The following is a 22,652-nucleotide window of genomic DNA, read 5'->3' on the forward strand; positions in this document are numbered from 1 at the left end:
TCTCCTTTGTGTGGGCTGATGGTGTACGAGTGGTGGGCTACCGCTCTGCGAGCAGCTGGCCGGGACGGCGTTCGGTGGTGATTCCGACCAGGAATGCGACAGGCACGACGGCGAGAAGGACGACGGCCGTGACCAGCTCGCCGCCGATCAGCGATGTGAAGTTGGCGATGACGAGTCCGAGCACCGCGAGCAGCAGAATCGCGGCGACCGACGGAGCGATGCGGGTCTGCCACCAGCTATCGATGTGGTGGCGCACCGAGTAGACGACGACTGCGATCGAGCACAGCACGTACAGCGTCACCAGGGCTGCGACGGCGAGTCCGCTGAACCAGGAGAAGAGCGTCAGGATCGGGTCGAGGCCGAGGATCGCGAACGGTGCGATGAGCACGAGGGCCAGGACGGACTGCGCCCAACCGGCGATGTGGGGCGCTCGGTGACGGTTCGTGTGCGCGAGTCGCTTCGGGAGGGACTGCTGGCTTCCGAGTGCGTGCAGGTACCGGTTGATTCCGTTGTGGAATGCGAGGATGCCGGCGAAAAGAGATGTGACGAGCAGGATGCTGGCGACGACGCCTGACCAGCCGCCGAGGATGCCATCGAGTGCTTGGAAGACGAAGGTGGTCGAGTCGCCGGACATGACGGCGGCTTCCGCTGCACCCACGACGTTGTCGGCGCCGTAGTAGGAGATGAACATCCACGACACGAAGGAGAAGAAGACGGCGATCACACCGACCGAGAGGTAGGTGGCGCGCGCGACCGTCCGCTTGGGGTCCTTGGCCTCGCCGGAGTAGATCGCGGTCGATTCGAACCCGAACATCGACGCGACGGCAAACATCAGCGCGACACCCGGAGCGCCCGACATGATGGCCGCAGGTGAGAAGCTCGCGGCGAAGTCGATGCTCCCGGAAGGTCCACCCCCGGTGATCAGCGTGCCGATGGCGAATGCCAGCAGAATGGCCACTTCCAGCCCCACGAGTACGGCGAGGACGCGTGCGCCCAACTCGATGTTGAGCGACCCGAGTGCCTGCACGGCCGCGATGGTGAGCACGACGGGGATCCACCAAGGGATCGTGACGCCGATGGAGGCGAGCAGCGCGCTGACACTGGCTCCGTAGAGGCCGTACATGGCGGCTTGCACCGTGGCGTAGGCGACGAGTGCGAGCCATGCCGAGCCCGTGCCGGTGCGGCGTCCGAGCCCAGCGGTGACGTACGCGTAGAACGCGCCCTTCGCGTTCACGCGCCGACTCATGGCGATGAACCCGATGGCGAAGATGACGATGATCACGCCGATGACGAGGTAAGCGCCGGGAGCGCCGGCGCCGTTGCCCAGCAGGATTGTCAGCGGGAGCGCACCGGCGATACCGGTCAAGGGCGCCTGGGCGGAGAGCACGAAGAAGAGGATGCCGATGACACCGACAGCGCCCTCGCGCAGTGCGGTTGATTGTTCGGGCTTGTTCCGCGCCGTGGGGGCGACGGGGAGCGGGCTTGCCTGGTTGAGTGACATGAGGATCGTCCTTGATCGGTCAGTGCGCGGTTTGGGCCGCGGCGAGGTGGGAGGTGGTGAGGATGCTGCGGGCGACCTTGAGGCCGCTTTCGATCGCGCCGTCGATGAATCCGCCCCAACCATCTGCGAGGTCGGAGCCGGCAAGTCGAACGTGACCGTGGGGACGCTGAAGCTCGGCGAGGGACGATGTAAGGAAACCCGTGCGGTGCATCGGCCACGTCTCTCGCGCATACACGTCGGCTACCCAGTCATGACCGTTGCTCTCCACCACGGTCAATCCGGGGAGGAGTCGTGTCAGGGCGTCCTGGACTGCACCGGTATCGGCGGGGTCGATCGCCGTCGCGTCACGCCCGAACCCGATAACGAAGGTCTTTCCCCCGTGCACGTACTCGGACTGCAAGAAGTTGAGCGGCCAGTCGGCGGCACCCAACGCGACGAACGGAGGGTGCTCCCCGTCGATCGTGAACCAGATCTTCGTGCCGAGCCCGAGTTGCCCCCGTTCGACGGCGTCGGAGACCGCCGGGGGGAAGGCAGGCTCGACGGCGACGCGATCGACCGTCTGCAGCGGTACCGCGAGCACGACCTCGGCTGCGTCGTAGCTGGCGCCGGCCGAGGTACGGACAGTCACATTCGAGTCCGTGGTGACAACGCTTCGCACGTCCGCGCCGAGCACGATGTCTGCCACGGAGTCAGCCCAAATGGCGTCGGCGAGTGCTCGTGTGCCTCCGGCGATCTTGTAGGTGGCGCAGGCTTCGAAGTTGATCTTCCAGTCCCCGTTGGTCAGCGCGACCCACCGCAACGCTTGCGTGAACGCCGCGTCATCGAGTCGACCGTTGAAGTTGAGCGTCCAGAACGATTCGAGCAGTGAGCGCTGGTCTTCTCTGATGGGCAGCATCTCGATCTCATCCAGCAGCGACACGCTGTCGAAAGCGCTCAGCAGCGGTGATTCGAGGGGGGCGAAAGGCCGTGGGAATACCTCTCGTGCTCGAGCCGTCAAGAGCTCGTTCGGCTGATCAAGAAGCTCGAAAAGCTCGTCGGGGCTGCCGTGCACGATCTCGGAGCCGTTCCACCAGCTGGCGTTCTGGGGCTCAGGGCTCGGGGCGAGGCCGATGCCGTAGCGCGCCAGCTCGGCCCAGACATGGGGCTGTGTCCAGTGCACCCACGTGCCGCCGAGCTCGAGGTCCATGCCCATCCGCTCGTCCAGCCAGGTTCGCCCTCCGATCCGATCGCGCGCCTCCAGAACGAGGACACGGCGACCCGCGTGTGAGAGTTCGCGCGCCGCCGTAAGGCCGGCGAATCCGGCGCCGATCACAATGACGTCGTAGTGGACGGTGTTCATCTGCGTCTGCCTTCTGGTCAGGAGTAGACGAAGAACTCGACCGTCGGTGCGAGCACCGTCCAGGTGGCAGGGACGCCTTTGTTGAGGGATGCCGCTCCGCCCGGCCGCAGTTCGATCGGGACCTGCCCCTCGAGCTCGATACGCACGTGCCCCTCGACGATGAAGACGGTCTCATCGGCGTGACCGACGACGAGCATCGGGTCCGGAGCTTCCTCCGGGGTGATGAACCAGAAGCCCGACGACAGCTCGTCACGGTGACCGTCGCCGAGCCGCCGCACCCATTGAACGGTCCCCACCTCAAACGGCTCTGCCAGTTCTCGATCGATCGATGCCGACACGGTGAATCCGGTGGTTGTCATATGCGTCCTCCTCGACACGTCGCGCCACGATGCGCTCGGTAGATTTAAGCAAATGCTTAGTTCCTCCGCAAGTGCGAGTTCTCGGCCCGTAGCATGGGCAGAGGAAGGGAGGTCCGTGAGATGAGTCGAAAGGTGCCATACGGCGGCGGCCGGGATCTACTGGTCGCCTCGACCGTGGAGATCGTTGCCGAGCGCGGCCTGCGCGGGCTGACCTTTCGCGCAGTGGCCGAGCGTGCGGGCGTGAACAACAGCCTCGTCGCCCATCATTTCGGGACGCGGGAGGCCCTTCTGGCGGCCGCGCTCGAGTGGGCCGTGGAGCGGTCGATCGAGAGCACCGGGCTGCTGTCGATGTCGTCCGAGGAAAAGTTCGTCGACAATCTCGTGGACTCCATCACGACGCAGCCGGAACTGCAAACGTTCCAGTACGAGATGATCCTCGAAGCCCGCCGAAATGAACTGTTTCGCGAGCCGGTGACGCTTCTGTACGACCGCTATCAAGCCGTCCTCGCCGACAGCCTGAAGCGGTTCGGCATCGAAGGAGATGTGTCAGCACTGTCCAGACAGGTCTTCGCGGCGCTGGACGGACTCGTTCTTCAGTACATCGCCGGCGTACACCCTGCCGAGCTCCGCGACGCCGTACACGACATCTGGCTGATGCTGCAGCTGCGCCGAGATGTGGGAATCCCCACAACGTCGCGCGCCAGTGGCGGGGTTGAATGACGAATCGCGGCTGGCGCCGCCTCCTTGATTGCGCTGTGAATCGGTCGGCGCGCTCGTGATCGAAATCAGGGACGGGCCAACCGGCGATCGTGGCAGGGCTTGCGTGCCGATGCTCGGCGGTGAGCCCCTCGGCAAGCGGTTTGATCAGCTCAGCCACAAGGGCGCTCAGCCGGTCGGCAGTCTCCGCGATGCGACGAGCTGCGGTCCGTGGAAGATTGTGGCGGATCGTGACCGGCATTACCTGGCGGACAGTGCCTTCTGTGGTGAGCCAGGCAAGCGGCAACGACATCGAGAGTTCCGACTGCGAATGCGCGATGGTCGTGTTCCGGTAGCCGCGAATCATTTCGTGCGTTTCAACCAGATCGTCAGGGACTGGAACATGCGCGAGGAGGCCCGACCGGACGTTTGAATGCGCGAACGCGCGCATGTAGGCGACCACGGCGTAGCTTGTCAGCGGCTGCCAGAGCGGCGATTCGTGTCCTGCTTCCAATGCCTGCTCGATCGCGTCACTCGCCTCGGACAGGTCGTCCGAGTAGGAACTCAACTCGGCGAGCAGCCGCGAGTCGGGGGTGTCGGGAAGCATCGCGACGGTCGGACTCAGCGGCATGAGTCCATCATGCGACCTATCCGCCAAGGAGCGTTGAGTATGCGTTGATGGCGAGAGTCGCGGCCAACACAATTCCGCCAAGTAGACCGGCCGTTCCCCACAGCATCCGCACGCGCCGCGCGGCGCCCACTTCGCGGCGAAGAGCGGCGAACGCCGTCAGGTCCGGTTCCGAGGAGGCGCCGGATGGCGTCGCCGATGTCTCCGGGCGCGTCAGCATCTCAGCGAGGCGGTCGCGCCCATCAGCCGTGAGTTTGACCGCGCGGCGGGTGAGCCAGCGGACCAGTTCGGTGTCTCGGAGCACCGTCACGTCCACGGGTCGCTCACGGATGGTGACACTGCGGGCTCCGACGAGAACGATCGCCGGGTAGACGTCAATCGGCTCCCCCACGACCGCCATCAGCTTCCTGGCGGTCCGCTGCGCCTCGTAGCGGGAGTTGCGCAGGTGATCGGTCTTCTGGCCGTTGACCAGAAGACGCGTGCTTCCGACCCAGATCCGCGCGTCATCGTGGAACTTCGTGTTGATCGTGAACACCCCGGCAGGACCGACAACGATGTGGTCGATGTCACTCCCCCGCTCGCCGATCGGGACGGAATGCAGCACCGTCCAGTCGGGCCCGAGCTTCGCCAGGCGCGCCGCGACCTGTAGCTCACCGAGTGCGCCGAGATACCAGGGCCGCGAGTCGACCGATAGCGGAGACCGACCGAACACGCGCGACACGCGGGATCGGGCAGGGAAACCGGCCTGAGCGCTCAGGCACGCCGAGATCACCGCCGCGGCGGGGACAGAGCCGACCCCGTCCGCAGGTGCAGTCGTGGTCATCGGCGGCGACGCCGTCGGGTCGGTGTCAGTTGTAACCAGAGAGCGCCGACGATAATCCCCACGAACAGGATCACCGTCCACGGGTTCGCCGTGATCCCGGCCCACAGCATTCCAAGCCCTGCGGCAACACCGTCCCCAACGACTTCCCCATAGTCGACCATTCGCTCAGCCTAGAGGTGCCCGGCGACGCCATTCTCGAAGCGCTCGGCTCTCCCCAGCATTCCCGAACGCGGATCGATCAAAGCCTGATGTCGGGTCGCCGTTGGGCGTAATCGGTCGTGAGCCAGCGAAAGACCGTCACCGATGATGTCGGGGAGGCTGCGTTGGCGCGGAGATAGCCCCGGCTTGCGAACTCGAGAGCGTGACGGCGCGGCTCCGTGTACACGTCGAGGGGCAGCATCCCGCCCCGGAAGCGCGCGCGAGATACCTCGGCGACCCTCGCTCGCAACTCGACCTCATGATCGGCGAAGTACTCCTCGGCGATCGTGAGGATCTCGCGCACGACTCGTCGGTTCTCCGATCGCTCCTGCCACGCGTGCACCAGATCCGGAGGGGTCGGCTGGTCCTGATCTCTGATTCGGGCGATGTCCTCACCGGTCCGTTTCTTCGCGAAGAAGGCGTCCGCCGCGGCATCGTTGTGACGTCGCTCCGGCGCGTGAACCCGGTGAAGCCGTCGCTCGGGCAACCCGGCACGAGCACGGCGACGCTGCATGCGCCTTGCTTCGTTCTCCCGCTCGCGATATGTCGCGCGTTGGTCAGGATTGGGCGACCATGCCGGTTCGCGGCCGGCAGCCCGAGCACGGTCGACCGCGCGGCGTCGCGCATCGTTCGCCCTCTCCGGGTCAGCAGCCTCACGCGCCCGCCGGCGCTCAGCGATCGCGTCGCGATTGCGATAGTAATAGTCGCGCTGAGCCTGCTTGTACGTCTCCGAGTGCTTCTGCTTGTACCGCTCGCGCGCCTGCTGGCGTTGCTCCGGGTGTTCCCTGGCCCACGCCTTCGCGCGATCGATCCCCTTCTGACGCCGCGCCTTCTCCACCCGCTCGCGTTGAGCTCGATCACGTTCGCGTTCGCGGTTCTTGCGGCGGATGTCCTCACGGTTCCGCTCGCGGTACTCGGCGTAGTACGTCGGGTGGGCCTCGTTCCATGCCTTCCGTTGTCCGGCCAGGCGCGCAGCACGCTCGTCATCGCTCGGCTGCGCGTCACTCATGGTGGTCCACTTCGAGAAGGCCGTCGATCTCAACGAGCGTTGTGAACAACTCCTCGCGCGTCGCGGTGGGGTCGGTGATCGCTCGCGCGAAGAGCGCGCCCAGCCGTTCCCGATCAAAGTCGGACACATCACCCAAGCGCGCGAGACACCACTCGATGTCTTCGGCGAGGCTGTAGCTCGGATCATCCACCTCGATGCCGGGGTAATACAGGAACGCGAGCACAGCCACGTGCTCCAGGACGGCGTCAGCGCGTTCACGATCGCTCATGGCAGGAAGGTGCGCACCCCGCGCCCAACAGCTCGCGCGGCGATGTCTGTTGGTCGGTCTACCCTCATGCGTGTTCGGCCGGAGGAGGGTGCCCAATGGCCGAACCGAACCGATGGTACCCGCTGCTCGCAGCGCAGGAAGGTCCCACTGGCACGTGGAGCATGGTCGACGGGTTCGACAGCGTGTACGGCGTCATCGAGCTCCGTCGAGTGAACGCCGCCGAAGTTCGCTACCGAGCCAGCTTCCGGGGCGAGGTCATCGGCTGGTCATCGACCCTCCGCCTCGCGTGCGAGCGGGTCCACAGCGAGTTTCTGCGGAACCACGGGCCGAACGGCGGGCCAACCGCGAGTTGGGGCGCGACGGAGCAAGCGCAGTGACCAAAGGCCGCCTTCTCACGTCGGCTGATCCTTGGCGAAGGCGCGGTCGAGCATTTCGGCAGTGGAGGGGTTCACCATCTCGTTTCGCCGAATGTAGTGCTGGATGGTGATCTTGGGATCCGTGTGGCCCAACAGCTCTGCAGCAAGCTCCACGCCCGCCTGTTCGTTGATCGCTGTCGCGACCGTGCGGCGGAATGCGTGCGGGGTGACTCCCGTAATGCCGGCGATCTCCATGACCCTTCGAAGTTGGCGCCTCACATTGTTCGTGGTCAACGGGGTGCTCTCCCGGCTGCAGAAGAGCAGCGCGTCCAGCGACGGATCGCTGAGGCTAGCTAAACGCCGGCGGACGGCCTCGGCCGTGAACATCGGGATCGCGATGGTGCGTCGCGATTTCGCGGTCTTCGGGTGGTCCTGCCGCTGAGTCGGTTCACCTTTGTTGCTGACGATCGTGCCCGTGATGCGAATCGACGGTACGGCGCTCGTGATGTCAACGTCGCGACGTCGAATTGCGAGCACCTCGCCGATTCGGGCAGAGGTGCCGAGCATGACCTCTAAGATGCCCCCGAGTTGTCCATCCGGCTTCGGCCCTGAGATCGCGCGACCGCTCTCCCACATGGCGATCGCGGTGCGGATCGCCATCACTTCGACCGGGGTCAGCGCGTCGGGCGTACTCGTTTGCCGATTCAGTCGAGCGACATGGTCCATCGGATTGCGCGACAGGACCTCGTGGCGCACAGCGAGGCCGAACGCCAGGCGAAGTACGACGCGAGCATGCTTTGCTCGGCTGTAGCTCCGCTTGTTCAGCTGCTTGAGGAGTTGATCGCAGCGCGCGACACCGATCTCGCGCAGCGTCAGATTGCCGATCGTCGGCATGACGAGGGTTCGCATATTGCGCTCGTACAGCTGACGTGTCGTCGTGGAGAGACGGCCCTCCTGATCCAGGTCTTCAAGCCAGTAGTCCACGAGATGTGAGAACAGGCTGTCGGGCGTGAGCATCGCTGTCGTGGGCTGGAACGAGCTTCGCGTTGAGAGCTTCACTTTCAGTGCGCGCTCTGCCAGCGCGCGAGTCCCTGCGGTGACCTGCACGAGCCTGGTCCGGCCATCCCAATCGCGATATCGAGCTCGGGCAATCACGCGACCGGCTTCGGCGGAGAGGAACCCGATCTCGCCAAACGTGCCGATCGCGAGGCGAGCGCGGCTCATCGTGTCACCGCGAGGCGGCGGACAGCGGCCCGTCCGTCTCCCTGTGCGCGGCGACCCAAGCCCGCACATCCGCGGCCGCGAATGTCAGATGCTTCCCGTAGCGATGCGCGAGAGGCGCCTGCCCCTTCGTCCGCCACTCGTAGATGGTCGACACAGGGACGCGAAGATAGGCGGCGAGCTCGTTGATATTGAGGAGTCTTTCCAGCCCCCAGAGCTCGAGCGTCAGGTTGTCTACTGCGTCCATGCCTACTAGGTGCGCGGTTCGTCGCCCCACCGTTCGGAGGCAACCGGAGCGAAGTCGAGTCAGTCGAGACTTCGCGCCGCGACAGGGCGCCAGAGCGGTCAATTCGATGGCATTGCGATGACGTGGTCAAGTTTCACCAACTAAGAAGTCCCGGGAACCCTTAGGTTCCCGGGACTCTTCCGTCGGGATGACAGGATTTGAACCTGCGACCCCTTGACCCCCAGTCAAGTGCGCTACCAAGCTGCGCCACATCCCGATGTCTTCGCTCGCGCTCGGACAACTCCCCTATCCTACCTGGTCGCGAACCCCACCGCGAACCGGGGCCGCACGCTCGCGCGTGTCGCACCCCCCGGGTACGTTCATCGCATGGCTCAGATCACGATCGAACCGGCGACTCCCGCGCGCTTCGACGACGCCCAGCACGCTTTCTCCGGTGGCGGCGACGGGCGCAGCTGCCAGTGCCAGTGGTGGACGATCACCAACGCGGAGTGGCAGAAGACGAGTGCCGACGAGCGCCTCGAGCTGCTCCGCGACGAGATCGATGCCGGCCCTCCGCCGGCGCTCATCGCCTACGTCGACGGCGAGGCGGCGGGTTGGGTGCGCGTCGGGCCGCGCACACGCCAGGTGCGGCTGGGTCGCACCAAGAACTTCACGGCCACGTCGAAGGAGCCGTGGGAGGACGAGACGGTGTGGGCTGTGTCGTGCTTCGTCGTGCGCAAGGAGCATCGCGGCACCGGTCTCAACGCACGTCTCCTCGAGGCAGCCGTCGACTTCGCGCGCGCGGGCGGAGCACGGGTGGTCGAGGCGTATCCGTTCGATCCGGCATCCGGGCGCAAGCGCTCGCCGAACGAGCTCTTCCATGGCGTGCTGTCGACGTTCGAAGACGCGGGTTTCCGCGAGGTCGGGCGTCCGCGCACCGATCTGGCGGTGGTGTCGCTCACGCTCTGACGCTGTGCGCGATGCCGTCGTGCGACGTGCGACGATAAGTCGTCCGCTCTCGACGAGGAGAACCATGTCGCGGCTGCGCCTCGCATCCTTCTACGCCCTCATCCCCTACGTCGTCGTGTCCCTTGTGCACGTCACGGCGCGCTTCGCGCACGACGATGCGGTCTCGACCCCGACCAAGGCGCTCCTCATGCCGGCGCTCGCGTTCGCGGTGTGGTGGATGCTCCGCGGCACCCGCCTCGGTCTCACCGGCGGAATCCTGTTCGCCGCCCTCGGGTTCTCGTGGCTCGGCGACGAAGCGGGACTGTTCTTCCCCTTCGCCCCGACCCTGCCGCTCATGCTCCTGTTCTTCGGCCTCGCACACCTCGGGTACATCTGGATCTTCTGGCGGCGCCTCGCCGTGCGCCCGGTCCCCGCGTGGGCGCTCGTGTACGCCCTCTGGTACGGCGTCCTGCTGGCAGTTCTCTGGCCCCATGCCGGCGCCCTGCTCCCGGCGATCGCGGTGTACGGTCTCGTGCTCGGCGGAACCGCCGTCGCGGCATCCCGCTGCCGTCCGCTCATCGTGTGGGGCGGCGCATTCTTCCTGACCTCCGACACGATCCTGGCGTTCGAGATCTTCCTGCCCAGCGTCATCCCCGCGTGGGCGAGCGGCGCGGTCATGCTCACCTACTGCCTCGGCCAGGGCCTGCTCGCCACGGGCGCCGTCCTCTCGCTGCGCGCGGGTCGCGTGGATGCCGCACCCCCCGCACCACGGGAGGCCACGGTATGAGCGGCACTGTGCGTGTCGACGCGTGGCTCTGGGCGGTGCGGGTCTACAAGACCCGCTCGGCGGCGACGACGGCGTGCCGCGCCGGTCACGTGCGCGTCAACGGCGAGCGCGCGAAGGCCGCGCAGCCTGTGCGCATCGGCGACGAACTGCGCGTGCGCATCAGCGGCTTCGATCGAATCCTCGTCGTCAAGCAGCTCCTCACAAAGCGCGTCGGCGCACCGGTCGCCGCCGAGGCCGTCGACGAACGCACGCCGCCGCGCGAGCCCGTCGCGCTCCTCGCCCAGCGCGACCGTGGCGCCGGCCGCCCCACCAAGCGCGAACGGCGAGAGATCGACCGCCTCCGCGGCCGCGACTGAGGCCTGTCCCACCTTCGCTCAGCCCGACGCCGCGCGCGAGCCTTACGTCAGCAGATCGAGCAGCCACCGTGCGCCCCGCGCCGACGCGCCGAGGTCGGCGACCCGGGCGACCAGCTCGCGGTCGCTCGTGACCACCGTCACCTGGCGTCCGCGCGCGATCAGGTCGGATGCTGCGGCGACGACGGCGTCGTCGCCGGACCCCGGTGCCGCGACGACCGTGACGGCTGAGGTGCCGGCATCCACACCACGGGCTTCCCCCTCGACGACCGCCGTCCACTCCGGAAACCATGTGTGAGCGGGAAGTTCCATAGCGCTCGAGGGAACACCGCGCACCGCGAGCGCGCCGAGACGCGCAACCAGTCGCGACGCCGCGCCGGCGCGATCCCGCCACCAGCCGTCAGGCACCGCACCCATGACGTTCGCCACATCGACGACAACCGCCGGTCGAACCGACAGCAGCGCCCGCAGCGTCGGCCATGCCTCCCCGAACCCCGGGTGAAGCGGATACTCCACGACCGACGACGCCGGCACCCACGACAGCTCGACGCTCTCGGGGTCGGAGATCGCCGGCTCGAACGGCGTGACGACATCGGCGACGAGGGTGGTGTAACTCCAGTACCCGAGCTCGAACACGCTCGTGAAGTGCGGCCGCACTGCTCCCACCGGCACACCGGCCTCCTCCGTGGCCTCACGCAGCGCACCGTCGCACGCGGACTCGCCCTCATGGCGCGCGCCGCCCGGAAGACCCCAGGTGCCGCCGAAGTGGCTCCACGACACGCGGTGCTGCAGCAGTACGCCGCGGTCGGCATCCACGGCCAGCAGGCCCGCCGCGCCGAAGCGGCCCCAGTACCGCTCCCCCGACGGCGCGACCACCCAGGCATCGCCGGGGTCGCGCGGCCCGTGCGGGCGACGCGGACCGCCCGGCTCCAACGGCTCGATCGTCACCACGCCAGCCTTTCACACCGGCGCACGACCCCGGCGCCGCCGTCCGGTCCACGACTTCCGAAGCGGCTCGGTTCCACCCGAACCGCCGCACGCCACAATGGCCCGATGGACTACGAACTCGACGACGATCCCGCGCGCATCCAGCGCGAGGTGGTCTGGCAGTGGCTGTCGACCGAGGCCTACTGGGGCCGCTGGCGCACCCGCGCCGACATCGACACGCAGCTGCGCACGGCCTGGCGCGTGGTCGGCGCGTACCGCCCCGACACCGGTGCGCAGGTCGGCTTCGCCCGCGCGGTGTCGGATGGGGTCGCCTTCGCCTACCTCGCCGACGTCTTCGTGATCGACGAGCACCGTGGTCACGGCCTCGGCACCGGCATCGTGCGCCGCATGATCGACGAGGGCCCCGGCGCGCGCATGCGCTGGACCCTCTTCACCGGCGACGCCCACGGGATGTACCGACGGTTCGGCTTCGCCGAGCCCGATGCGACGGCGATGGTCCGCCCCGCTCTGTGGGGAACGTGAAAGGGGTGGATGCCGCGCCACGCGGCATCCACCCCTTCTCACACGGTCAGCGCTGTCGCCGTTCCCGCACGCGCATGTTGATGACGATCGGCGTGCCTTCGAAGCCGTACAGCTCGCGCAGGCGGCGCTGCACGAAGCGGCGGTAGCCCGGGTCGAGGAAACCGGTCGTGAAGAGCACGAAGGTCGGCGGACGCGTGCCCGCCTGCGTGCCGAACAGGATGCGAGGCTGCTTGCCGCCGCGCAGCGGGTGCGGGTGCTCGGCGACGAGCTCGCTGAGGAACGCGTTGAACTTGCCGGTGGGGATGCGCTGGTCCCACGATGCGAGAGCCGTCTCGAGCGCGGGCACGAGCTTCTCGAGATGACGGCCGGTGCGCGCGGAGATGTTGACGCGCGGCGCCCAGGCGACGTGCGCCAGATCCTGCTCGATCTCGCGCTCGAGGTAACGGCGACGGTCCATGTTCTCCATGTCGTCGTCGCCCAGGCGATCCCACTTGTTGAACGCCAGCACGAGCGCACGGCCCGACTCGAGCACGAGATCGATGATGTTCAGGTCCTGCACGCTGATCGACTGGGAGACGTCGATCACGACCACCGCGACCTCGGCCTTCTCGAGGGCGGCCGACGTGCGCAGCGAGGCGTAGAAGTCGGCACCCTGCTGCAGGTGCACACGGCGGCGGATGCCCGCGGTGTCGACGAAGCGCCACATCTTGCCCCCGAGCTCGACGATCTCGTCGACCGGGTCGCGGGTGGTGCCGGCGAGGTCGTTCACGACGACGCGCTCTTCACCGGCGGCCTTGTTCAGCAGCGACGACTTGCCCACGTTCGGGCGGCCGAGGATCGCGACGCGGCGCGGGCCGCCGATCTCGCGGCCCGCGACGGCCGACACCTCGGGAAGCGCCTTCATGACCTCGTCGAGGAGGTCGGCGACACCGCGGCCGTGGATGGCCGACACGGGGTGCGGCTCGCCGAGACCGAGGTTCCACAGCGCGGCGGCCTCGGGCTCCTGGCGGGTGTCGTCGATCTTGTTGGCGACGAGGAAGACCGGCTTGCCGCTCTTGCGCAGCAGGCGGACGACGTGCTCGTCGGTCGAGGTGGCGCCGACCATCGCATCGACGACGAACATCACGACGTCGCAGAGATCGATCGCGACCTCGGCCTGCGCGGCCACGGAGCGGTCGATGCCCTTGGCATCGGGCGCCCAGCCGCCGGTGTCGACCAGCGAGAAGCGGCGGTCCATCCACTCGGCCTTGTAGGTGACGCGGTCGCGCGTCACCCCCGGGGTGTCCTCGACGACGGCTTCGCGTCGGCCGAGGATGCGGTTCACCAGCGCGGACTTGCCGACGTTCGGGCGGCCGACGATCGCGACCACCGGCAGGGCCGGGTGGTACTCGATGCCGTCCTCGCCGAACTCGACGTCGCCCAGCAGTGCGGCGTCTTCGTCGTCGAGCTCGTAATCCGACAGGCTCGCGCGCAGGGCCGCCGCACGCTGCTCGACGAGCTCATCGTCGAGGTGAGCGAGGGTGTCGGCCAGGTTGTCCTCGCCGGCCTCGTACTCTTCGGTGCTCTCAGTTGCCATCACGCGCTCCCGTCGCCGTCGCGAGGGCCGACTCGATGACCTCGAGCACGGCATCCACGGTTCCATCGAAGTCGAGTTCGGTCGAGTCGACCACCGACACGCCCGGTGCTGCGGTGAGGAAGTCGACGACGCCGGAGTCCGACGCGTCGCGCCGGTGCAGCGCGGCGGCGACCGTCGAGGCGTCATGACCGGTCAGCTCGAGGCTGCGCCGGGCCGCGCGCACCTCGGGCGCCGCGGTCAGCAGGATGCGCACGGGCGCGTCGGGGGCGACGACGGTGGTGATGTCGCGACCCTCGACGATGACGCCGGGACGACCGGATGCCGCCACCAGCGCGCGGAACAGCGCCGACGCCGACTGGCGCAGCGCCGGCACACGGGCGACGCCGCTCACGGCATCCGACACCCGCGTCTCGCGGATCGCGGCGGTCACATCGGTGTCGCCCACGCGCACCCAGTAGGCGTCGGGGTCGAGCGAGATCGAGAAGTCGAACGAGCCGGCGATGTCGAGCACTGATGCCGCATCGGAGGTGTCGACGCCGTGCTCGAGCGCGTGCCACGCGAGCGCGCGGTAGGCGGCACCGGTGTCGAGGTAGCCGAAGCCGAGGCGGCGCGCCGCCTGCTTGGACACGCTCGACTTGCCGCTGCCGGCGGGGCCGTCGATCGCGACGACGATCGTCTCGCCGTTCGCGACCGGCGACGCGGTCGGGTGGTCAGTCATTGGTGGTGCTCGCAATCTTCCATCCGCGGGCGTGAAGCCCGTCGACGGCCCGGCGGACAGCGCTGGGTACCACGCTGATCTCGGCCAGGCCGAACTGCGCGCCCGGAGAGTGCTCCAGGCGCAGGTCTTCCACATTCACGTCGAGGTCGCCGAGCTCGCCGAACAGGCGGCCCAGCTGCCCCGGGGTGTCGTCGACCATGACGACGATCGTCTCGAAGCGGCGGTTCTGGCCGTGCTTGCCCGGAAGGCGCTCGACGCCCTCGTTGCCGCGGCGGATCGTGTCGGCGACCGACCGGCGCGACCCCGGCGCCTCCGGCGCGCGCAGGGCGTCGGCCACCACGGCCAGGTCTCCGGCCAGCTGATCGAGCACGTCGACCACGGGGGCCGCGTTCGCGCCGAGGATCTGCACCCACAGCTCGGGCGCGGATGCCGCGATGCGGGTCGTGTCGCGCACGCCCTGACCGGCCAGGCCCAGCGAGCCCTCCGGCGCGTCGACGAAGCGGCCGGCGAGCAGGCTCGCGACCAGCTGCGGCACGTGCGAGGTGAGCGCGACCGCGCGGTCGTGGTCTTCGGGGTCATCTCCACGGGCATCGCACCGAGATCGAGGGCGAGGCCCTCCACCAGCGCGAGGTCGGACGGCGCCGTCTCCTCGTCGCGGCAGACCACCCACGGGCGGCCGATGAAGATGTCGGCGCGGGCGGCGATCGCCCCGCCGCGCTCCCGACCGGCCAGCGGGTGCGAGCCGATGTAGCGGGAGATGTCCACACCCCGGGCGCGCAGAGTCTGCAGCGGCTCGAGCTTGACGCTCGCGACGTCGGTGACGACCGCGTCGGGGAATCGGGCGAGCTCACGCTCGATCACCGCCGCGGTCACGTCGGGCGGCACCGCCACCACGATGAGCGCGGGCGCGTCGTCGTCACGGGCCGCGCGGCCGGCGCCGTAATCGACGGCCAGGCGCAGCTGGGCGGGTGACGTGTCGTCGAGGGCGACGTCGATGCCGAGGTTCGACAGGGCGTGGCCGATGCTCGAGCCGAGCAGGCCCGCACCGACGACGCGCACCGTGCCGGACACGCGCGCAGCCACGCGGGCGCGCGCGGGCGCGGCGATCGAGTCGGTCACTGTGTCTCCTGGTCCCCCGAGGGCGAGTCAGAATCCGCCCCCTGGCGCGCGAGAGTCATCAGCGCACCGCGTTCCACTGTAGTCAATTCGCGGGTGCGTCCGACTGGGAGAGTTCCCAGGTGCAGCGGGCCGAACTGCCGCCGCACGAGGTCGATGACCGGATGCCCGACCTCGGCCATCATGCGCCGGACGATGCGGTTGCGTCCGGAGTGCAGCGTCAGCTCGACGAGTGACGAGCCCTGCACGGAGGCACCCTGCGCCGAGGCATCCAGCAGCCGCGCCTTGTCGGCCGCGATCGGGCCGTCCTCCAGGTCGAGCCCGCGTGTGAGACGGGCGATCGTCTGCGGGGTGACGCGCCCCTCCACCTTCGCGATGTAGACCTTGGTCACCCCGAACGACGGGTGGGCGAGCACGTGGGCGAGCTCGCCGTCGTTGGTGAGCACGAGCAGTCCGCTCGTCTCGGCATCCAGGCGCCCGACGTTGTACAGGCGCTCCTCGTAGTCCTTCGTGAAGCGGCGCAGATCGGGTCGGCCCCGTTCGTCCTTCATCGTGCTCACGATGCCGGTCGGCTTGTTGAGCATGACGTAGCGCTTGGACTGGTCGAGCTGCACCGCGGTGCCGTCGACATCGACGAGGTCGTTGTCGGGATCGATGCGGGAGCCGAGCTCCGTCACGATCACGCCGTTGACCCGCACCCGTCCCTCGACGATCATCTGCTCGGCCACCCGGCGCGAGGCGACGCCCGCATGCGCGAGCACCTTCTGCAGCCGCTGACCCTCGTTCTGCGCGTCGCTCATCGGCGCACCTCCTCGTCGAATCCGGAAGCCCCGTCGTCGAGCAGCGGGGAGATGTGTGGCAGCTCGTCGAGCGAGTTGATGCCCAGCTGCACCAGCAGAGCGTCGGTCGTGCCGTAGTTGATCGCGCCCGTCTCACTGTCGGCGAACAGCTCGGTGATCAGGCCGCGCGCCAGGAGCGTGCGCACCACGGAGTCGACATTGACCGCACGGATGGATGCCACCTGGCTGCGTGTCACCGGCTGTTTGTAGGCGATCACCGCGAGGGTCTCGAGCGCCGCCTGCGAGAGGCGCGACGGCGCCTGGGCGTTCACGAACTCGCTGATGAGGGCGTCGTGCTCCTCGCGCACGTACAGGCGCCACCCGCCGCCCACTTCGCGCAGCTCGAACCCGCGGCGCGGACCGCCGGTGAGCCCGTCGTAGTCGGCGACCAGCCCCTCGATCGCCTGGCGCACGGCGGGCACCGGCGCGGCGACCGCCGTGGCGAGCGCCACGAGGCTCTGCGGCTCGTCGACGATCAACAGGATCGCCTCGAGACGCCGGGCGACGTCGGTCACCACCGGCGGCTGCGGGGTGTCGGAGGTCTCCGGCGCCTCCCCCGGTGCGGCGAGTCGGTCGTCAGCGGTCATAGTCGGCTCCCAACGTGGCGAGGTTCTCATCCGACCACCGTTCGGCGGTCCAGCGCAGCGTGAGCTCACCGAGCGGCTCGATCTGCTCGAACGACAGCGCGGCATGGCGGTAGAGCTCGAGCACCGCGAGGAAGCGCGCGACCACGACCCCCGTCTGCGCGACGCCCGCCACGATCTCGCGGAAGTTCATCGCCCCGCGATCGCGCAGCAGGGTGACGACCACGGCGGCCTGCTCGCGGATGCTCACCAACGGCGCGTGCAGGTGGTCGAGACCGACGTGCGGGATCTCCTTGGGCGTCATCGCCACGACGGCGAGCGCCGCGAAGTCGTCGGCGCTGAGGGTCCACACGAGCTCCGGCACCGCGCGGCGGTACTTCTCGTCGAGCCGCACCGCGCGCACATGGCGGCGCTCCTCGCGCTGGAGGCAGCGGGCGAACCACGCCGAGACCTCCTTGAACGCCCGGTACTGCAGCAGGCGCGCGAAGAGCAGATCGCGAGCCTCGAGCAGGGCGACGGACTCGGCATCCACCAGCTCCCCCTGCGGGAGCAGGCCCGCCACCTTCATGTCGAGGAGAGTCGCGGCGACGACGAGGAACTCGGATGCCTCATCGAGCTCCTCCGCCGACTCGGCCATGCGCAGATAGGCGATGAACTCGTCGGTCACCTTCGACAGCGACACCTCGGTGATGTCGAGTTCGTGCGAGGTGATGAGGGTCAGGAGCAGATCGAACGGGCCGTCGAAGTTCGACAGCGAGACCCGGAAGCGCCCTTCGGGCTCAGTCGGGGATCCCCCGTCCGGCGACGCGATGTCGGCCTCAGGCGACGGCACCACGGGCGACCAGCTCCCGCGCGAGCCGCAGGTAGGCCTGGGCGGCCGCGTGCTCGGGGGCGAACTCGGTGATCGGCATGCCCGACACCGACGCGTCGGGGAACTTCACCGTGCGCCCGATGACGGTCTCGAGCACGTCGTCGCCGAACGCCTCGACCACGCGCTCGAGCACCTCGCGGGAGTGCAGCGTGCGCGGGTCGTACATCGTCGCAAGAACACCGTCGAGCCGGATCGTGGGGTTCAGGCGGTCGCGCACCTTGTCGATGGTCTCGATGAGCATCGCCACTCCGCGCAGCGCGAAGAACTCGCACTCCAGCGGGATGATCACGCCGTGGCTCGCGGTGAGCGCGTTCACGGTGAGCAGGCCCAGCGACGGCTGGCAGTCGATGAGGATGACGTCGTAGTCGCCCTTGACCTTCAGCAGGGCGCGGGAGAGCGTCTGCTCCCGGGCCACCTCGTTGACGAGATGCACCTCGGCGGCCGACAGGTCGATGTTCGCGGGGATCACGTCGAGGTTCTCGACGGACGCCTTGACGATCACATCGCGCGGGTCGCGCTTGCCGTCGAGGAGGATGTCGTAGATCGTCGGGATGTCATGCGTCTGGATGCCGAGCCCGGCCGAGAGCGCACCCTGAGGGTCGAAATCCACGGCGAGCACCTTGCGGCCGTAGCCGGCCAGCGCCGCGGCGAGATTGATGGTGCTGGTCGTCTTGCCGACGCCGCCCTTCTGGTTGCACATCGCGATGATGCGCGCAGGTCCCGTGCCCTCGAGCTTGGGAGGGGTGGCGAAGCCCTGGTACGGACGACCGGTGGGGCCGATCAGGGTGTCCTCGTCTGAGGCCTTCGTCGCGCCCCGCTTGCTGCCCGCCACCGACTCTCCTGCCTTCGCCATGTCGTCCACGATTCTAGTCATGGCGGGGGCCTCTCCCCGGGAGCCGCCCCGGGTCGGCGGCCTCAGAACAGCGACCCGAGCACGTCCAGGCGCACCTGGGCGGCGATCGCGATGATCGCGTAGTTCACGACCGTGATGAGCGGCGCCCACGTGAGGATGGTCGCGCCGAGGGCGCGCGGCCGCCCCCACACGCCGTCGCGCAGCATCCACCCGAGGGAGAACCAGAACAGCGGGATCGTCGCCAGCCACACGACCATGCACCAGGGGCACAGGGAGCCGAACTCGAACACGCTGCGGTACGCGAACATGTGCACGAGCAGGAATCCGCCGAGCAGGAACAGTCCGAAGACGCGCCAGTACCAGAGACGCAGCCCCGCCGGGGCCGCCAGCGCGCTGATGCCGGCGTAGATCGGACCGAGGAACATCGTGATGCCGATGATCGCGTTCGTGAACCCGAGCAGGTTGCCCGCCGGGGAGAGCAGGTTCGGTCCGCAGGTGACGACGACGCTGAACGTGCAGGTGATGAGGGGCGCCTCGTCGGTGAGTTGGCCGATGTACTCGAGATAGAGCAGGAACGAGACGATCCAGGCCAGTGCCGCCGCGACGATCCAGAAGATCGCGAGGCCGGTCGGGGGCCGCAGCGTCGGCACCGCCGCATTCTGCTCCGTGGTCATACCACAGAGCGTACTCCTACCGTGCCCGCGGATGCGAGGTCGCGTAGACATCGCGCAGGGCATCGACGCTCACGTGCGTGTAGATCTGGGTGGTGGCCACCGAGGCGTGACCGAGCAGCTCCTGCACCACCCGCACGTCGGCGCCGCCCTGCAGCAGGTGCGTCGCGAACGAGTGCCGCAGGGTGTGCGGCGAGACATGGGCCTTCAGCTGCGCGCGCTCGGCGGCGCCCTGGATCACGAGCCACGCACTCTGCCGCGACAGCGGCGCGCCCCGTGCGCCCAGGAACAGCTTCGGGCCGGCCTTACCGCGGCGGGCCAGCTCCGGCCGCGCGCGCGTGAGGTACGCGTCGACCGCCGCCCGCGCGTACGACCCGACCGGCACGATGCGCTCCTTCGATCCCTTGCCGCGCAGCCGCAGCACCTCGCCGTGGGAGACGTCGTCGACGTCGAGCTGCACCGCCTCGGACACGCGGGCGCCCGTCGCGTACAGCAGCTCCAGCAGGGCCCGGTCGCGCAGGCCGATCAGGTCGCCCTCGTGCCCGGCCGCCTCGAGGAGTCGCTCGACCTGGTCGATCGTGAGCGCCTTCGGCAGGCGCTGCGGCTGTGTGGGGGGCCGCAGCCGCGACGACGGGTCGTCGGGCTCGATGCCCTCGCGCACGAGGAACCGGTGCAGCCCGCGCACCGACGACTGGAGCCGCGCGAGAGTGGATGCCGCCACCGGCGGCTCCGCCCGCGCGCGCTCCGCGGCGTAGGCGGCGACCACCGCCGGCGTCACCTCCGACGTCTGGCCGATGCCCTGCGCGCCGAGCCACTCGAGGTACGACGCGAGGTCCCGCCGATAGGCCGCGACCGTGTGGTCGGACAGGCCGCGCTCGATCGACACGTGCCGCAGGTAGGCGTCGAGCGCGTCGTCGAGCTGCACGTCAGCTGCCCGCGAGTCGCTCCGGCTCGACCGCGGCGCCGCCGGCGAGGCGCTGCGCCGCCGCGAGCACGCCCACCGCGAGGATGCCGTTGCGCAGGCGCCCCTCGAGCACCCCCGCCACGGCGTCGGCCAGCGGCACCCACTCGAGGCGGATGTCGGCCTCCTCCTGCTCACGCGCGTGCGTGTCGGGGGCCGCCGACAGGTCGCGGGCCAGGAACAGGTGCACGATCTCGTCGTTGCCGCCCGGGGTCGTGAAGATGCTCACGAGCGGCTCGATCGAGGCCGCGACGAGGTCCGCCTCCTCGGCGAGTTCGCGCGCCGCCGTCTCGATCGGCGGCTCCCCCGCCACATCGAGCAGTCCCGCCGGCACCTCCCAGTCGCGATGGCGGATCGGGTGCCGATACTGCTGGATGAGCAGCACGCGGTCCTGCTCGTCGATCGCGATCACGGCCGCGGCGCCGGGGTGATCGACGTACTGGCGGACGATCTGCTCATCGCCGTAGCGGATCGTGTCGCTGCGCACATCCCACACGCGCCCCTCGTAGACGAGCTCGCTGTCGACCACCTCGGCCTCGACGGGCTCGTCCCGCAGTCCGGACGCCGCGCGCGGCATCCGCTCAGTCATTCTCGACGTCGAACAGCTCGCTCGAACGGTGACGCTCGACCGCGGCGCCGACGAGACCGCGGAACAGCGGGTTCGCCGAGGTCGGCCGCGAGCGCAGCTCGGGGTGGGCCTGGGTCGCGATGTAGTACGGGTGCACGTCGCGCGGCAGCTCGATGTACTCGACGAGGTCGAGGTCGGGGTTCAGACCCGAGAACCAGAGCCCGGCGTCGGCGATCTGGTCGCGGTAGCGGTTGTTCACCTCGTACCGGTGGCGGTGGCGCTCCGACGCGGTCGTGGCGCCGTAGACCTCGGCCGCGATCGACCCTTCGGCCAGTGCCGCCGGGTAGAGGCCCAGGCGCATCGTGCCGCCCATGTCGCCCGCCTCGAGGATGTCGATCTGCTCCTCCATCGTGGCGATCACCGGGTGGGTGGTGTCGGGGTCGAACTCGCTCGACGAGGCGCCCTCGATGCCGGCGACGTGGCGGGCGTACTCGATCACCATGCACTGGAGGCCGAGACAGATGCCGAGGGTCGGGATTCCCTGCTCGCGCGCGAACTTCAGCGCGCCGATCTTGCCCTCGATGCCGCGGATGCCGAACCCGCCCGGCACGACGATGCCGTCGATGCCGCCGAGCGCCTTGGCCGCGCCCTCGGGCGTCTCGCACTGATCGGACGCGATCCAGGTGACATTGACCTTCGTCTCCTGCGCGAACCCGCCGGCCTTGAGCGCCTCGGTGACCGAGAGGTAGGCGTCGGGAAGATCGATGTACTTGCCGACCAGGCCGATCGTGACCTCGTGCTTGGGGTTGTGCACGGCCTGGAGCACCTTGCTCCAGCGCGTCCAGTCGACCTCGTTCGCCTTGTCGAGTCCGAGCGCGCGCACGATGTACTCGTCGAGGCCCTGGCCGTTGAGCATGGTGGGGATGTCGTAGATGCTCGGCACGTCGACGGCGTTGACCACGGCATCCTCGTCGACGTCGCACATGAGCGCGATCTTGCGCTTGTTCGCGTCGGTGACCGGCCGGTCGCTGCGCAGCACGAGCGCGTCGGGCTGGATGCCGATGGAGCGCAGCGCCGCCACCGAGTGCTGCGTGGGCTTGGTCTTCTGCTCGCCCGATGCGCCCATGAACGGCACCAGCGAGACGTGCACGAAGAACACGTTGCCGCGACCCAGCTCGTGCCGGATCTGACGTGCCGACTCGATGAACGGCTGCGACTCGATGTCGCCGACCGTTCCGCCGATCTCGGTGATGATCACGTCGGGCTTGGGCGACTCGTCGGCCTGCAGACGCATGCGCCGCTTGATCTCGTCGGTGATGTGCGGGATCACCTGCACGGTGTCGCCGAGGTATTCGCCACGGCGCTCCTTGGCGATGACCTGCGAGTAGATCTGACCGGTCGTCACGTTCGCGGCCTGGCTCAGCTCGATGTCGAGGAAGCGCTCGTAGTGGCCGATATCGAGATCGGTCTCGGCACCGTCGTCGGTGACGAACACCTCGCCGTGCTGGAACGGGTTCATCGTGCCCGGGTCGACGTTCAGGTACGGGTCGAGCTTCTGCATGACCACGCGAAGCCCTCGCGCCGTGAGGAGGTTGCCCAGGCTCGCCGCCGTGAGTCCCTTCCCCAACGAGGAAACGACACCTCCGGTCACGAAGATGTGCCGGGTGGTGTCGTTCGAATGGGCCGCTGCTGAAGTCTGCATCACGGGCTTTT

26 protein-coding genes, 1 tRNA gene and 1 pseudogene are annotated in these 22,652 nt (G+C 68.6%); 7 read left to right on the forward strand and 21 right to left on the reverse strand.

Annotated elements, in window-relative coordinates; translation table 11 throughout:
* Positions 1 to 37: 37 nt before the first annotated feature.
* From HQM25_RS10435 to HQM25_RS10445, 3 genes are read right to left on the reverse strand one after another with little or no spacing between them, the layout of a single operon-like run.
* Positions 38 to 1,501 (reverse strand): APC family permease, encoded by a 1,464-nt coding sequence (locus tag HQM25_RS10435; protein WP_172990175.1) that lies wholly within the window; start codon positions 1,499 to 1,501, stop codon positions 38 to 40.
* A 19-nt stretch (positions 1,502 to 1,520) separates the two neighbouring features.
* The gene (locus tag HQM25_RS10440) at positions 1,521 to 2,840 is read right to left on the reverse strand and encodes a flavin monoamine oxidase family protein (protein WP_172990176.1); all 1,320 of its coding nucleotides are present in this window, start codon (positions 2,838 to 2,840) and stop codon (positions 1,521 to 1,523) included.
* A 17-nt stretch (positions 2,841 to 2,857) separates the two neighbouring features.
* A complete protein-coding gene (locus HQM25_RS10445; protein ID WP_172990177.1) occupies positions 2,858 to 3,199 on the reverse strand; it encodes a cupin domain-containing protein in 342 nt (113 codons plus the stop codon).
* Positions 3,200 to 3,319: 120 nt separating this feature from the next.
* Between HQM25_RS10445 and HQM25_RS10450 the strand changes: the two genes are divergently transcribed.
* Positions 3,320 to 3,919, forward strand: coding sequence for a TetR/AcrR family transcriptional regulator (locus tag HQM25_RS10450; RefSeq protein ID WP_172990178.1), 600 nt, complete (start codon positions 3,320 to 3,322; stop codon positions 3,917 to 3,919).
* Between the two features lie 55 nt (positions 3,920 to 3,974).
* Positions 3,975 to 4,328 carry a hypothetical protein gene (locus tag HQM25_RS10455; RefSeq protein ID WP_172990179.1) on the forward strand — a complete coding sequence of 118 codons (354 nt, stop codon included), beginning with the start codon at positions 3,975 to 3,977 and terminating at the stop codon, positions 4,326 to 4,328.
* 214 nt (positions 4,329 to 4,542) lie between these two features.
* Here HQM25_RS10455 and HQM25_RS10460 read toward each other — a convergent pair whose 3' ends face one another.
* From HQM25_RS10460 to HQM25_RS10470, 3 genes are all read right to left on the reverse strand, one after another.
* The gene (locus tag HQM25_RS10460; protein WP_172990180.1) at positions 4,543 to 5,346 is read right to left on the reverse strand and encodes a nuclease-related domain-containing protein; all 804 of its coding nucleotides are present in this window, start codon (positions 5,344 to 5,346) and stop codon (positions 4,543 to 4,545) included.
* 238 nt (positions 5,347 to 5,584) lie between these two features.
* Entirely contained in the window at positions 5,585 to 6,553 is a 969-nt protein-coding gene (locus HQM25_RS10465; protein WP_172990181.1) for a hypothetical protein, read from the reverse strand.
* Positions 6,546 to 6,821, reverse strand: coding sequence for a hypothetical protein (locus HQM25_RS10470; RefSeq protein WP_172990182.1), 276 nt, complete (start codon positions 6,819 to 6,821; stop codon positions 6,546 to 6,548). The genes HQM25_RS10465 and HQM25_RS10470 overlap by 8 nt, the downstream gene beginning before the upstream one ends.
* A 95-nt stretch (positions 6,822 to 6,916) precedes the next feature.
* Between HQM25_RS10470 and HQM25_RS10475 the strand changes: the two genes are divergently transcribed.
* Entirely contained in the window at positions 6,917 to 7,198 is a 282-nt protein-coding gene (locus HQM25_RS10475; protein ID WP_172990183.1) for a hypothetical protein, read from the forward strand.
* 15 nt (positions 7,199 to 7,213) lie between these two features.
* Here the strand turns inward: HQM25_RS10475 and HQM25_RS10480 are convergent, their stop codons facing one another.
* The 3 genes from HQM25_RS10480 to HQM25_RS10490 all read right to left on the reverse strand — a co-directional run bounded on the left by HQM25_RS10480 (position 7,214) and on the right by HQM25_RS10490 (position 8,901).
* Positions 7,214 to 8,401, reverse strand: a complete 1,188-nt coding sequence (locus tag HQM25_RS10480; protein ID WP_172990184.1) for a tyrosine-type recombinase/integrase — start codon at positions 8,399 to 8,401, stop codon at positions 7,214 to 7,216.
* Between the two features lie 4 nt (positions 8,402 to 8,405).
* Positions 8,406 to 8,645 carry a helix-turn-helix transcriptional regulator gene (locus HQM25_RS10485; RefSeq protein WP_172990185.1) on the reverse strand — a complete coding sequence of 80 codons (240 nt, stop codon included), beginning with the start codon at positions 8,643 to 8,645 and terminating at the stop codon, positions 8,406 to 8,408.
* Between the two features lie 182 nt (positions 8,646 to 8,827).
* Positions 8,828 to 8,901: transfer RNA gene (locus tag HQM25_RS10490), tRNA-Pro, on the reverse strand.
* A 110-nt stretch (positions 8,902 to 9,011) separates the two neighbouring features.
* Between HQM25_RS10490 and HQM25_RS10495 the strand changes: the two genes are divergently transcribed.
* The 3 genes from HQM25_RS10495 to HQM25_RS10505 all read left to right on the forward strand — a co-directional run bounded on the left by HQM25_RS10495 (position 9,012) and on the right by HQM25_RS10505 (position 10,715).
* On the forward strand, positions 9,012 to 9,593 hold the full coding sequence (locus HQM25_RS10495; protein ID WP_172990186.1) for a GNAT family N-acetyltransferase: 582 nt from the start codon (positions 9,012 to 9,014) through the stop codon (positions 9,591 to 9,593).
* 64 nt (positions 9,594 to 9,657) lie between these two features.
* Positions 9,658 to 10,359, forward strand: coding sequence for a lysoplasmalogenase (locus HQM25_RS10500; RefSeq protein ID WP_172990187.1), 702 nt, complete (start codon positions 9,658 to 9,660; stop codon positions 10,357 to 10,359).
* Positions 10,356 to 10,715, forward strand: a complete 360-nt coding sequence (locus HQM25_RS10505) for an RNA-binding S4 domain-containing protein (protein WP_172990188.1) — start codon at positions 10,356 to 10,358, stop codon at positions 10,713 to 10,715. The genes HQM25_RS10500 and HQM25_RS10505 overlap by 4 nt, the downstream gene beginning before the upstream one ends.
* A 42-nt stretch (positions 10,716 to 10,757) precedes the next feature.
* Here HQM25_RS10505 and HQM25_RS10510 read toward each other — a convergent pair whose 3' ends face one another.
* On the reverse strand, positions 10,758 to 11,660 hold the full coding sequence (locus HQM25_RS10510) for an NUDIX hydrolase (RefSeq protein ID WP_172990189.1): 903 nt from the start codon (positions 11,658 to 11,660) through the stop codon (positions 10,758 to 10,760).
* Positions 11,661 to 11,765: 105 nt separating this feature from the next.
* Here HQM25_RS10510 and HQM25_RS10515 point away from each other — a divergent pair, with 105 nt between their 5' ends.
* Positions 11,766 to 12,182, forward strand: a complete 417-nt coding sequence (locus HQM25_RS10515; RefSeq protein ID WP_172990190.1) for a GNAT family N-acetyltransferase — start codon at positions 11,766 to 11,768, stop codon at positions 12,180 to 12,182.
* A gap of 46 nt (positions 12,183 to 12,228) precedes the next feature.
* Here the strand turns inward: HQM25_RS10515 and der are convergent, their stop codons facing one another.
* From der to HQM25_RS10570, 11 genes and pseudogenes are all read right to left on the reverse strand, one after another.
* Positions 12,229 to 13,758: a ribosome biogenesis GTPase Der gene (der, locus tag HQM25_RS10520; RefSeq protein WP_172990191.1), complete on the reverse strand. Its 1,530-nt coding sequence runs from the start codon at positions 13,756 to 13,758 to the stop codon at positions 12,229 to 12,231.
* Positions 13,748 to 14,476 carry a (d)CMP kinase gene (gene cmk / locus HQM25_RS10525; protein ID WP_172990192.1) on the reverse strand — a complete coding sequence of 243 codons (729 nt, stop codon included), beginning with the start codon at positions 14,474 to 14,476 and terminating at the stop codon, positions 13,748 to 13,750. Before cmk ends, der begins: the two co-directional genes overlap by 11 nt.
* Positions 14,469 to 15,595: pseudogene (locus HQM25_RS10530) on the reverse strand (prephenate dehydrogenase). Before HQM25_RS10530 ends, cmk begins: the two are co-directional and overlap by 8 nt.
* A complete protein-coding gene (locus HQM25_RS10535; protein WP_172990193.1) occupies positions 15,592 to 16,392 on the reverse strand; it encodes a pseudouridine synthase in 801 nt (266 codons plus the stop codon). The pseudogene HQM25_RS10530 and the gene HQM25_RS10535 overlap by 4 nt, the downstream one beginning before the upstream one ends.
* Positions 16,389 to 17,018: an SMC-Scp complex subunit ScpB gene (gene scpB / locus HQM25_RS10540; RefSeq protein WP_254359275.1), complete on the reverse strand. Its 630-nt coding sequence runs from the start codon at positions 17,016 to 17,018 to the stop codon at positions 16,389 to 16,391. The genes HQM25_RS10535 and scpB overlap by 4 nt, the downstream gene beginning before the upstream one ends.
* Positions 17,008 to 17,850 carry a segregation and condensation protein A gene (locus HQM25_RS10545; protein ID WP_438803597.1) on the reverse strand — a complete coding sequence of 281 codons (843 nt, stop codon included), beginning with the start codon at positions 17,848 to 17,850 and terminating at the stop codon, positions 17,008 to 17,010. Before HQM25_RS10545 ends, scpB begins: the two co-directional genes overlap by 11 nt.
* The gene (locus HQM25_RS10550) at positions 17,834 to 18,760 is read right to left on the reverse strand and encodes a ParA family protein (RefSeq protein ID WP_438803598.1); all 927 of its coding nucleotides are present in this window, start codon (positions 18,758 to 18,760) and stop codon (positions 17,834 to 17,836) included. Before HQM25_RS10550 ends, HQM25_RS10545 begins: the two co-directional genes overlap by 17 nt.
* Positions 18,761 to 18,801: 41 nt before the next feature.
* Positions 18,802 to 19,413 carry a vitamin K epoxide reductase family protein gene (locus HQM25_RS10555; RefSeq protein ID WP_172990194.1) on the reverse strand — a complete coding sequence of 204 codons (612 nt, stop codon included), beginning with the start codon at positions 19,411 to 19,413 and terminating at the stop codon, positions 18,802 to 18,804.
* A 16-nt stretch (positions 19,414 to 19,429) separates the two neighbouring features.
* On the reverse strand, positions 19,430 to 20,335 hold the full coding sequence (gene xerD, locus HQM25_RS10560; RefSeq protein ID WP_172990195.1) for a site-specific tyrosine recombinase XerD: 906 nt from the start codon (positions 20,333 to 20,335) through the stop codon (positions 19,430 to 19,432).
* A 1-nt stretch (position 20,336) separates the two neighbouring features.
* Entirely contained in the window at positions 20,337 to 20,960 is a 624-nt protein-coding gene (locus HQM25_RS10565; RefSeq protein ID WP_254359276.1) for an NUDIX domain-containing protein, read from the reverse strand.
* Positions 20,953 to 22,641, reverse strand: coding sequence for a CTP synthase (locus HQM25_RS10570; protein WP_172990196.1), 1,689 nt, complete (start codon positions 22,639 to 22,641; stop codon positions 20,953 to 20,955). The genes HQM25_RS10565 and HQM25_RS10570 overlap by 8 nt, the downstream gene beginning before the upstream one ends.
* Positions 22,642 to 22,652: the final 11 nt, after the last annotated feature.

The organism is Microbacterium hominis, assembly GCF_013282805.1.
Classification (GTDB): Bacteria; Actinomycetota; Actinomycetes; order Actinomycetales; family Microbacteriaceae; genus Microbacterium; species Microbacterium hominis_B.